This window comes from Streptomyces sp. NBC_00322 (assembly GCF_036147535.1).
Lineage (GTDB): Bacteria > Actinomycetota > Actinomycetes > Streptomycetales > Streptomycetaceae > Streptomyces.
In genome coordinates this window covers 5398084-5409727 of the sequence record NZ_CP108019.1, presented here as the reverse complement: position 1 = coordinate 5409727, position 11644 = coordinate 5398084, and the positions used below count along the sequence as shown (strand labels likewise).

Sequence of the window (11644 nt, the reverse complement as noted above, 5' to 3'; positions counted from 1 at the left end):
TGAACGCAGAAAAGCCCCGCACCAGAAGGTGCGGGGCTCTCCCACAATAATTGTTCGGCGGCGTCCTACTCTCCCACAGGGTCCCCCCTGCAGTACCATCGGCGCTGAAAGGCTTAGCTTCCGGGTTCGGAATGTAACCGGGCGTTTCCCTAACGCAATGACCACCGAAACACTGTGAAGATATCGATTCCGGAATCCCCCTGTGACCGTGGGGGGACTCGACAGTTCGTTACTTCAGAACTGACACAGTGGACGCGAGCAACTGAGGACAAGCCCTCGGCCTATTAGTACCAGTCAGCTCCACCCCTTGCGGGGCTTCCACATCTGGCCTATCAACCCAGTCGTCTACTGGGAGCCTTAACCCCTCAAAGGGGGTGGGAGTCCTCATCTCGAAGCAGGCTTCCCGCTTAGATGCTTTCAGCGGTTATCCTTTCCGAACGTAGCCAACCAGCCATGCCCTTGGCAGGACAACTGGCACACCAGAGGTTCGTCCGTCCCGGTCCTCTCGTACTAGGGACAGCCCTTCTCAAGACTCCTACGCGCACAGCGGATAGGGACCGAACTGTCTCACGACGTTCTAAACCCAGCTCGCGTACCGCTTTAATGGGCGAACAGCCCAACCCTTGGGACCGACTCCAGCCCCAGGATGCGACGAGCCGACATCGAGGTGCCAAACCATCCCGTCGATATGGACTCTTGGGGAAGATCAGCCTGTTATCCCCGGGGTACCTTTTATCCGTTGAGCGACGGCGCTTCCACAAGCCACCGCCGGATCACTAGTCCCGACTTTCGTCCCTGCTCGACCCGTCGGTCTCACAGTCAAGCTCCCTTGTGCACTTACACTCAACACCTGATTGCCAACCAGGCTGAGGGAACCTTTGGGCGCCTCCGTTACCCTTTGGGAGGCAACCGCCCCAGTTAAACTACCCATCAGACACTGTCCCTGATCCGGATCACGGACCCAGGTTAGACATCCAGCACGACCAGAGTGGTATTTCAACGACGACTCCACCTGAACTGGCGTCCAAGCTTCACAGTCTCCCACCTATCCTACACAAGCCGAACCGAACACCAATATCAAACTGTAGTAAAGGTCCCGGGGTCTTTCCGTCCTGCTGCGCGAAACGAGCATCTTTACTCGTAGTGCAATTTCACCGGGCCTATGGTTGAGACAGTCGAGAAGTCGTTACGCCATTCGTGCAGGTCGGAACTTACCCGACAAGGAATTTCGCTACCTTAGGATGGTTATAGTTACCACCGCCGTTTACTGGCGCTTAAGTTCTCAGCTTCGCCACACCGAAATGTGACTAACCGGTCCCCTTAACGTTCCAGCACCGGGCAGGCGTCAGTCCGTATACATCGCCTTACGGCTTCGCACGGACCTGTGTTTTTAGTAAACAGTCGCTTCTCGCTGGTCTCTGCGGCCACCCCCAGCTCACTGTGCAAGACAGATCACCAGTGATGGCCCCCTTCTCCCGAAGTTACGGGGGCATTTTGCCGAGTTCCTTAACCATAGTTCACCCGAACGCCTCGGTATTCTCTACCTGACCACCTGAGTCGGTTTAGGGTACGGGCCGCCATGAAACTCGCTAGAGGCTTTTCTCGACAGCATAGGATCATCCACTTCACCACAATCGGCTCGGCATCAGGTCTCAGCCTCAATGTGTGACGGATTTGCCTATCACACGGCCTACACCCTTACCCCGGGACAACCACCGCCCGGGCTGGACTACCTTCCTGCGTCACCCCATCGCTTACCTACTACCACCTCGGTTCGGCGGCTCCACCACTCCCCTTTGCCCGAAGGCTCCGGGGCGGCTTCACGGCCTTAGCATTAATGGGCTCGATACTGGGCGTTTCAAAGCGGGTACCGGAATATCAACCGGTTGTCCATCGACTACGCCTGTCGGCCTCGCCTTAGGTCCCGACTTACCCTGGGCAGATCAGCTTGACCCAGGAACCCTTAGTCAATCGGCGCACACGTTTCTCACGTGTGTATCGCTACTCATGCCTGCATTCTCACTCGTGAACCGTCCACCACTCGCTTACGCGGCGGCTTCACCCGGCACACGACGCTCCCCTACCCATCCGTACTCCCGTTGGGGATATATGTACGAATGACACGACTTCGGCGGTACGCTTGAGCCCCGCTACATTGTCGGCGCGGAATCACTTGACCAGTGAGCTATTACGCACTCTTTCAAGGGTGGCTGCTTCTAAGCCAACCTCCTGGTTGTCTCTGCGACTCCACATCCTTTCCCACTTAGCGTACGCTTAGGGGCCTTAGTCGATGCTCTGGGCTGTTTCCCTCTCGACCATGGAGCTTATCCCCCACAGTCTCACTGCCGCGCTCTCACTTACCGGCATTCGGAGTTTGGCTAAGGTCAGTAACCCGGTAGGGCCCATCGCCTATCCAGTGCTCTACCTCCGGCAAGAAACACACGACGCTGCACCTAAATGCATTTCGGGGAGAACCAGCTATCACGGAGTTTGATTGGCCTTTCACCCCTAACCACAGGTCATCCCCCAGGTTTTCAACCCTGGTGGGTTCGGTCCTCCACGAAGTCTTACCTCCGCTTCAACCTGCCCATGGCTAGATCACTCCGCTTCGGGTCTTGAGCGCGCTACTAAACCGCCCTGTTCGGACTCGCTTTCGCTACGGCTTCCCCACACGGGTTAACCTCGCAACACACCGCAAACTCGCAGGCTCATTCTTCAAAAGGCACGCAGTCACGACGCACAGAGTAAACTCTGCGCGCGACGCTCCCACGGCTTGTAGGCACACGGTTTCAGGTACTATTTCACTCCGCTCCCGCGGTACTTTTCACCATTCCCTCACGGTACTATCCGCTATCGGTCACCAGGGAATATTTAGGCTTAACGGGTGGTCCCGCCAGATTCACACGGGATTTCTCGGGCCCCGTGCTACTTGGGTGTCTCTTAAACGAGCCGCTGATGTTTCAGCTACGGGGGTCTTACCCTCTACGCCGGACCTTTCGCATGTCCTTCGCCTACATCAACGGTTTCTGACTCGTCTCATCGCCGGCAGACGATGACAAAGAGATCCCACAACCCCGTATGCGCAACCCCTGCCGGGTATCACACGCATACGGTTTGGCCTCATCCGGTTTCGCTCGCCACTACTCCCGGAATCACGGTTGTTTTCTCTTCCTGAGGGTACTGAGATGTTTCACTTCCCCTCGTTCCCTCCACACTGCCTATGTGTTCAGCAGCGGGTGACAGCCCATGACGACTGCCGGGTTTCCCCATTCGGAAACCCCCGGATCAAAGCCTGGTTGACGGCTCCCCGGGGACTATCGTGGCCTCCCACGTCCTTCATCGGTTCCTGGTGCCAAGGCATCCACCGTGCGCCCTTAAAAACTTGGCCACAGATGCTCGCGTCCACTGTGCAGTTCTCAAGCAACGACCAGCCACCCACCACCCCACCCAACAGGGCGAGTTCACTGGGGCCGGCATCGCGAAGGGCGAGCAAACGCTCGCACCCTCAGACACCCAACAGCGCGCCCGGCACGATCCCCTGACTCACACGTTCCACGCCGAAGCAGTACTAGTGAAGTCCTGAAACCGTGCCGAATAGTCAACGTTCCACCCATGAGCAACCAGCATCGGACGTACGCCGATGTACTGGCCTCTGGACCGGCGGAGCCGGCCTAGAAGTGCTCCTTAGAAAGGAGGTGATCCAGCCGCACCTTCCGGTACGGCTACCTTGTTACGACTTCGTCCCAATCGCCAGTCCCACCTTCGACAGCTCCCTCCCACAAGGGGTTGGGCCACCGGCTTCGGGTGTTACCGACTTTCGTGACGTGACGGGCGGTGTGTACAAGGCCCGGGAACGTATTCACCGCAGCAATGCTGATCTGCGATTACTAGCAACTCCGACTTCATGGGGTCGAGTTGCAGACCCCAATCCGAACTGAGACCGGCTTTTTGAGATTCGCTCCGCCTCGCGGCATCGCAGCTCTTTGTACCGGCCATTGTAGCACGTGTGCAGCCCAAGACATAAGGGGCATGATGACTTGACGTCGTCCCCACCTTCCTCCGAGTTGACCCCGGCAGTCTCCTGTGAGTCCCCATCACCCCGAAGGGCATGCTGGCAACACAGAACAAGGGTTGCGCTCGTTGCGGGACTTAACCCAACATCTCACGACACGAGCTGACGACAGCCATGCACCACCTGTATACCGACCACAAGGGGGGCACCATCTCTGATGCTTTCCGGTATATGTCAAGCCTTGGTAAGGTTCTTCGCGTTGCGTCGAATTAAGCCACATGCTCCGCTGCTTGTGCGGGCCCCCGTCAATTCCTTTGAGTTTTAGCCTTGCGGCCGTACTCCCCAGGCGGGGAACTTAATGCGTTAGCTGCGGCACCGACGACGTGGAATGTCGCCAACACCTAGTTCCCAACGTTTACGGCGTGGACTACCAGGGTATCTAATCCTGTTCGCTCCCCACGCTTTCGCTCCTCAGCGTCAGTAATGGCCCAGAGATCCGCCTTCGCCACCGGTGTTCCTCCTGATATCTGCGCATTTCACCGCTACACCAGGAATTCCGATCTCCCCTACCACACTCTAGCTAGCCCGTATCGAATGCAGACCCGGGGTTAAGCCCCGGGCTTTCACATCCGACGTGACAAGCCGCCTACGAGCTCTTTACGCCCAATAATTCCGGACAACGCTTGCGCCCTACGTATTACCGCGGCTGCTGGCACGTAGTTAGCCGGCGCTTCTTCTGCAGGTACCGTCACTTGCGCTTCTTCCCTGCTGAAAGAGGTTTACAACCCGAAGGCCGTCATCCCTCACGCGGCGTCGCTGCATCAGGCTTTCGCCCATTGTGCAATATTCCCCACTGCTGCCTCCCGTAGGAGTCTGGGCCGTGTCTCAGTCCCAGTGTGGCCGGTCGCCCTCTCAGGCCGGCTACCCGTCGTCGCCTTGGTAGGCCATCACCCCACCAACAAGCTGATAGGCCGCGGGCTCATCCTTCACCGCCGGAGCTTTCAACCCCCAAGATGCCTCGGGAGGTGGTATCCGGTATTAGACCCCGTTTCCAGGGCTTGTCCCAGAGTGAAGGGCAGATTGCCCACGTGTTACTCACCCGTTCGCCACTAATCCACCCCGAAGGGCTTCATCGTTCAACTTGCATGTGTTAAGCACGCCGCCAGCGTTCGTCCTGAGCCAGGATCAAACTCTCCATGAATGTTTACCCGTAATCGGGTCGAACACCACAAGAGCGGGACGACCGGTCGGAATAAGACCGATCGTCCACAGCGTCCTCGCTGTGTCATTGCCTGCCCGCCACAAAGGACCGACAGGACTTTCAAAGGAACCTCAACCCACCGAAATGGGCCGGGGTTGTCAATCTGGCGTTGACTTTTGGCACGCTGTTGAGTTCTCAAGGAACGGACGCTTCCTTCGTACTCACCCTCACGGGCTTTCCTCCGGGCGCTTCCCTTCGGTCTTGCGTTTCCAACCCTACCAGACTCTTTTTCCATTCCGTTTCCGGTGAGGAATTCGAATCCAGTGGCCGTTGGAAGGCCTTTGCCTTTCGGCTGACCCGACTTTATCAGAAGCATTTCGGTCGAGCTAATCGACCTTGCGATCTGGATTCAAATCGGAAGGCTCTGCGGAAATTGCATTTCCGTTGAGAGCGAGAGAGACATTAGCGGTCACACTGGAACTTGTCCAGCTCCAGGCAACCGTTTGAATCTACCTCCCCACTCATGCCGTGTCAACGGTTTTTGTGGGCGGAGAGGAGACTAGCAGGTCAGAAGGGGTGCTTGCACATCAGGCAGCAGCGGGGAGCTCGGCGCTGCGGTCTGCTGTGTCCAGGTCGCCCGTGTCACCGTCTCGGGCCGCTCGGCTGCCCAGGATGTAGACGTACGCCAGAAAGGCCAGCTCAGCAGCGATGCCGATGGCGATACGCGCCCAGGTCGGCAGGCCCGAAGGCGTGACGAAGCCTTCGATCACTCCGGACACGAACAGGACAAGCGCGAGCCCGATGGCCATGCCGAGGGCCGCGCGGCCCTGTTGGGCGAGGGCTGTGCGGCGGGATTGGGGGCCCGGGTCGATGACCGTCCAGCCCAGGCGTAGGCCCGTGCCCGCGGCGACGAAGACGGCCGTCAGTTCCAGCAGGCCGTGCGGGAGGACCAGGCCGAGGAAGGTGTCGAGGCGGCCCGCCGACGACATGAGGCCGATGCCGACGCCCAGGTTCAGCACGTTGAGGAAGAGGATCCAGATCACCGGAATGCACAGGAACGCGCCCAGCGTCAGGCACATCGCCGCGGCCTGGGCGTTGTTCGTCCAGACCTGGGCGGCGAAGGAGGCCGCGGGATGGCTGGAGTAATACGTCTCGTACTCGCCACCCGGGCGTGTGAGCCTGCGGAGTTCGTCCGGGGCGGCGATCGTCGCCTGGACTTCGGGGTGGGTGCCGATCCACCAGCCGATGATCGCGGCGAGGACCGTGCAGAGGACGGCGGTGGGTATCCACCAGTGCCGAGAACGGTAGACGGCCGCGGGAAAACCGGCGGTGAGGAAGCGGACCGCGTCGCGCCAGGTGGCTCGCCGCGTGCCGGTCACGGTGGAGCGGGCGCGAGAGACGAGCTGGGTGAGCCTGCCCGTCAGTATCGGGTCCGGGGCGCTGGACTGGAGGAGGGAGAGATGGGTCGCTGTGCGCTGGTAGAGGGCGACCAGTTCGTCCGCCTCGGCGCCGGTGAGGTGGCGGCCCCGGCGCAGAAGGTGGTCCAGGCGGTCCCACTCGGCACGGTGGGCGGTCACGAAGACGTCGAGGTCCATGGTCGGCTGCTGCTCCAGGCAATGGGTGCGTACGGTCCGTACTACTGCGGCGCGCTGCGGGTCAGCTTGGCAGACTGAGGAATCAAGGGGCGGGGAAGGTCGATGGCGAAGGGCGGGCAACAGTGAGTGCGCTTGTGACGGGGGATGCGGTCGTACTGGGACTGCGGCCGGCGAAACTGCCGAGCCGGGCACTCGCTGTCGCGATCGATCTTGTGGTCGTGTTCGCCGCCTATCTCATGGTGTCGATCGGGCTCGCGGTGGCGGCGGCCTCGCTGGACGAGGCGGCGGTGATGGCCCTGTCGATCGCGACGTTTCTGCTCGTACTGGTCGGGGCGCCGATCGCCGTGGAGACGCTCAGTCACGGGCGCTCGCTGGGGAAGCTGGCCTGTGGGCTGCGAGTGGTGCGTGACGACGGGGGGCCGATCCGCTTCCGGCACGCGCTGGTGCGCGGGGCGATGGGGGTGGTGGAGATCCTGATGTCGTTCGGGGTCATCGCCTGTATCGCCTCGCTGGTGTCGGCCAGGGGGCGGCGGATCGGGGACGTGTTCGCGGGCACGCTGGTAATAAGGGAGCGGGTGCCGGCCTCGCGGGGGATGGTGATGCCGCCCCCGCCGCCGTGGCTGGTGGGGCGATTCTCGGAGCTGGACCTGTCGGGGGTGCCGGACGATCTGTGGCTCGCGATACGCCAGTACTTGACGCGGATGCGGCAACTGGACCCGGCCGTGAACTGGTCGATGGCAGTGCGGCTGGCCGGCGATCTCGCCGCGTGCACGGGGGCTCCGGCGCCGGACGGGGTGCCGCCGGCGGCGTTTCTGGCGGCCGTGGTGAACGAGCGGCAGGCGCGCGACGCGCGGCGGGCTTTCCGGGCGGGGGCGAATGCGCGGGCAGCAGTCGGTGGCAGCTCGCAGGGGGCGGGGCTGCCGGGTGCGGTCGTTCCGGATGCGATCGCGCCGGGCGCTGCGGGGGCAGAGGCTCCGGGGGCCGGGGCGGCGCTCTCCGGAGGGGTGGGCGCCGGGGCCCTTGGCTATGCGGCACCGGGCAAGATGGGTTCGGCGCCCGCCGTTGAGCGGGACGAGAGCGCAGGAGCTGGTGGGGCGGCTGGGCCGCTTGGGGTGACAACTGCGGGCGAACCGGCGCCGGGGCCGTCGTCCTACGCCGCGGCAGAGGCGTCGCAGCCGCGACCGCGGGCCACGGGTTTCGCGCCGCCTGCGTAGGTCGCCGCGCCCATAGACACAGATCGCTTGAACACCGTCCCCCTCCCCGCGCAGGTCGGCGCCGTCAGGGGAAGACCGAGGGCGGGCTCGCCAGGTCTTCGAGTTCGATGCCGGGGGCTGCGAGCACCACGTCCCCGGCGATGTGAACGACGTGCTGCTCCCCCGTGTCCAGGGCGCTGACCTGGTATTCGTCCACGGTCAGGGGGCCATTGTCAGTGGCATGCGCTTCACTCTTCATCAGGGCCCAGGACTGATCGAGAGTGCGGGGGGCGAGGACAGGATCTGTGAAGGCGACGAGGCGTACGCGCGTCGCCGGGGAGTCGGGGGTGAGGCGCAGGAGACGTGCGGTGGCGACAAGGAAAGCGGGGGAACTGCCGGTGAAGGCATGGGCGCGGACGTTGCCTTCGGTGGCATGAGTGCCGGTGGGGTCGGTACGGACCCAGGTGACGCCGTCGATGGCGGCACCGCGGACCTGCCAGCTCCCGGCGTGGAGTTCGAGACGGATGGGACGGCCGAGTTCGTCGAGGGCGAGGTCGACGGAGCCGGCGTGGTCGCCGGAGGGGGTGGTGATCTGGGAGACGTAACGCCAGCCGGAAGGGCCGGGGGCGCATTGGAAGTGTTCTTCGCCGAGGGGGGTGTGATCGTGCGGATCGTGGAGCGAATAACGGCCGCGGGGCATGGGGGCGTAGGTGTCCTTGTGCGGTGAGGCTCTTGCGGTGGAGCCGGAGCCGTTCGGGGAGGGTATGGGGCAGGCCCCCGACACGGGGGTGCGGGGGCCTGCCTGGTACCGCTGGTACCTGACGCCGAGGGCTGCCGAGGTGTGTCAGCAGCCGATCACAAGCGCTGCCCAATCAGAAGCACTGACCGATCAGGCGTGGCCGATCAGTAGCGGTAGTGGTCGGACTTGTACGGGCCGTCGACCTCGACGCCGATGTACGAGGCCTGCTCCGGGCGGAGCGTCGTCAGCTTCACGCCGAGCGCGTCCAGGTGGAGGCGGGCGACCTTCTCGTCGAGGTGCTTGGGCAGCACGTAGACGTCGGTCGGGTACTCCTCGGGCTTGGTGAACAGCTCGATCTGGGCCAGCGTCTGGTCCGCGAAGCTGTTGGACATCACGAACGAGGGGTGACCGGTCGCGTTGCCCAGGTTCAGCAGGCGGCCCTCGGACAGCACGATCAGCACCTTGCCGTCCGCGAACGTCCAGGTGTGCACCTGGGGCTTGACCTCGTCCTTGACGATGCCCGGGATCTGCGCCAGACCGGCCATGTCGATCTCGTTGTCGAAGTGGCCGATGTTGCCCACGATCGCCTGGTGCTTCATCTTGGCCATGTCCGCGGCCATGATGATGTCCTTGTTGCCCGTGGTCGTGACGAAGATGTCGGCCTTGTCGACGACCTCGTCGAGCGTGGCGACCTGGTAGCCGTCCATGGCGGCCTGCAGCGCGCAGATCGGGTCGATCTCCGTGACGATCACCCGGGCGCCCTGCCCGCGCAGCGACTCCGCGCAGCCCTTGCCCACGTCGCCGTACCCGCACACGACGGCGGTCTTGCCGCCGATCAGGACGTCGGTGGCGCGGTTGATGCCGTCGATCAGGGAGTGGCGGCAGCCGTACTTGTTGTCGAACTTCGACTTGGTGACGGCGTCGTTGACGTTGATCGCCGGGAACAGGAGGTTGCCGTCACGGTGCATCTCGTACAGGCGGTGCACACCGGTCGTGGTCTCCTCGGTGACGCCGCGGATCTCGGACGCCAGCTGGGTCCACTTCTGCGGGGACTCGCCGAGGGTGCGGTTCAGCACGGTGAGGACGTGGAAGTACTCCTCGCTGTCCGCGGTCGAGGGGTCCGGGGCCGCGCCCGCCTTCTCGAACTCCACGCCCTTGTGGACGAGGAGGGTGGCGTCGCCACCGTCGTCGAGGATCATGTTCGGGCCGGCGGTGGGGGTGTTCGGCCAGGTCAGCGCCTGCTCCGTGCACCACCAGTACTCCTCCAGGGTCTCGCCCTTCCAGGCGAAGACCGGGATGCCCTGGGGGGCCTCAGGGGTGCCGTTCGGGCCGACCGCGATGGCCGCGGCCGCGTGGTCCTGGGTGGAGAAGATGTTGCACGACGCCCAGCGGACCTCGGCGCCGAGGGCGACCAGGGTCTCGATCAGTACGGCGGTCTGCACGGTCATGTGCAGGGAGCCGGTGATGCGGGCACCCGCCAGCGGCCGGCTGGCGGCGTACTCCTTGCGGATCGACATCAGGCCGGGCATTTCGTGCTCGGCGAGAGTGATCTCCTTGCGGCCGAAAGTGGCGAGGGAAAGGTCGGCGACCTTGAAGTCCTGGCCAGTGGCGACAGTCGACATGCGAGCTGCTCCTCGTGGTGTGGGTCGAGGGTGTGGGTACGGCTGGCTCTGCGGCGGCGGACACAGGAATGCCCGGGCGCTCGCATTGCAGTCCGTCGGAGGCCCTCTCTCCCTCGGCCGGTCCCGGCAAGGGGACCGCCCGACCGCCATCAGCAGCGACGTCTGACTCTGGTCACGAATCTACACCGATCGACGCGGCGTGCCCCAGCCCGCCCAGGGCTGGGATCCGGTCACATCGCGGTCTCACACGGGCCGATCGTCGGGTCCACGCGGTCCGCGGAGCTCAGTGGGCGGCGTCCGGGGTCGGGCCGCCCGGGGACTTGGCCGGGTTGATGCCCGCCGCGGCCGCAGACTCGCTGTAGATGTCGGGCTCCAGGTAGATCACGCGCGCGATGGGTACGGCGGCGCGGATACGGTCCTCGGCGGCGTTGATCGCGTTGGCGACCTCGGCGGCCGTGTCGTCGTGCTGTACCGCGATCTTCGCGGCGACCAGCAGTTCCTCAGGGCCGAGGTGGAGCGTACGCATGTGGATGATGCCGGTGACGCCTTCACCGTCCACGGCGGCCGCCTTGATCTTCTCGATGTCGTCGATGCCCGCCGTCTCGCCCAGCAGCAGCGACTTCGTCTCGGCCGCCAGGACGAGGGCGATCACGATCAGCAGGAAGCCGATGCAGAGCGTGCCGATGCCGTCCCAGACGCCGTTGCCCGTGGCCAGGGCGATGCCGACGCCGCCGAGCGCCAGGACCAGACCGACCAGCGCGCCCAGGTCCTCGAGCAGGACGACGGGCAGTTCCGGGGCCTTCGCCCGGCGGACGAACTCCGTCCAGGAGAGCGCGCCGCGCGTCTCGTTGGACTCCTTGATGGCCGTACGGAAGGAGAAGGACTCGGCGATGATCGCGAAGAGGAGTACGCCGACCGGCCAGTACCAGGCCTCGATCTCGTGCGGGTGCTTGATCTTCTCGTAGCCCTCGTAGATCGCGAACATGCCGCCGACGGAGAAGAGCACGATGGAGACGAGGAAGGCGTAGATGTAGCGCTCGCGCCCGTAGCCGAAGGGGTGCTGCGGGGTCGCCTCGCGCTGGGCCTTCTTGCCGCCGAGCAGCAGGAGGCCCTGGTTTCCGGAGTCGGCGACCGAGTGAACGGCTTCGGCGAGCATCGAGGACGAGCCACTGAAGAGGAACGCCACGAACTTCGCCACCGCGATCGCGAGGTTGGCGGCAAGTGCCGCCACGATCGCCCTTGTTCCGCCTGAAGCGCTCATCTGTTCCTGCAGTCCCTTCGT

Annotated in this window: 5 protein-coding genes and 3 rRNA genes; 1 reads left to right on the top strand and 7 read right to left on the bottom strand. The window is 63.6% G+C overall.

The genetic code is table 11. The features are described from left to right. Nucleotides 1-52: 52 nt before the first annotated feature. From rrf to OG905_RS24745, 4 genes are all read right to left on the bottom strand, one after another. Nucleotides 53-169 (bottom strand): 5S ribosomal RNA (rrf, locus tag OG905_RS24760). Nucleotides 170-264: 95 nt separating this feature from the next. Then, nucleotides 265-3388, bottom strand: a 23S ribosomal RNA gene (locus tag OG905_RS24755). A 300-nt stretch (nt 3389-3688) separates the two neighbouring features. After that, nucleotides 3689-5213: ribosomal RNA gene (locus OG905_RS24750) — 16S ribosomal RNA — on the bottom strand. Together the 16S, 23S and 5S rRNA genes form the textbook arrangement of a ribosomal RNA operon. 587 nt (nt 5214-5800) lie before the next feature. Continuing rightward, nucleotides 5801-6808, bottom strand: a complete 1008-nt coding sequence (locus OG905_RS24745; RefSeq protein ID WP_328677249.1) for a stage II sporulation protein M — start codon at nt 6806-6808, stop codon at nt 5801-5803. Between the two features lie 122 nt (nt 6809-6930). Here OG905_RS24745 and OG905_RS24740 point away from each other — a divergent pair, with 122 nt between their 5' ends. Beyond that, entirely contained in the window at nt 6931-8022 is a 1092-nt protein-coding gene (locus OG905_RS24740) for an RDD family protein (RefSeq protein WP_328677248.1), read from the top strand. Between the two features lie 64 nt (nt 8023-8086). Here the strand turns inward: OG905_RS24740 and OG905_RS24735 are convergent, their stop codons facing one another. The 3 genes from OG905_RS24735 to OG905_RS24725 form a co-directional block, all read right to left on the bottom strand. Continuing rightward, nucleotides 8087-8701 carry a hypothetical protein gene (locus OG905_RS24735; protein WP_328677246.1) on the bottom strand — a complete coding sequence of 205 codons (615 nt, stop codon included), beginning with the start codon at nt 8699-8701 and terminating at the stop codon, nt 8087-8089. A gap of 203 nt (nt 8702-8904) precedes the next feature. After that, nucleotides 8905-10362, bottom strand: coding sequence for an adenosylhomocysteinase (gene ahcY, locus OG905_RS24730; RefSeq protein WP_328677243.1), 1458 nt, complete (start codon nt 10360-10362; stop codon nt 8905-8907). Nucleotides 10363-10645: 283 nt separating this feature from the next. After that, on the bottom strand, nt 10646-11623 hold the full coding sequence (locus OG905_RS24725) for a cation diffusion facilitator family transporter (RefSeq protein WP_328677242.1): 978 nt from the start codon (nt 11621-11623) through the stop codon (nt 10646-10648). Nucleotides 11624-11644: the final 21 nt, after the last annotated feature.

Coding starts and splice junctions, on each gene's coding strand:
- OG905_RS24735 (WP_328677246.1), bottom strand. CDS start 8,701: ATGCCCCGCGGCCGTTATTCGCTCCACGATCCGCACGATCACACCCCC.
- OG905_RS24745 (WP_328677249.1), bottom strand. CDS start 6,808: ATGGACCTCGACGTCTTCGTGACCGCCCACCGTGCCGAGTGGGACCGC.
- ahcY (WP_328677243.1), bottom strand. CDS start 10,362: ATGTCGACTGTCGCCACTGGCCAGGACTTCAAGGTCGCCGACCTTTCC.
- OG905_RS24725 (WP_328677242.1), bottom strand. CDS start 11,623: ATGAGCGCTTCAGGCGGAACAAGGGCGATCGTGGCGGCACTTGCCGCC.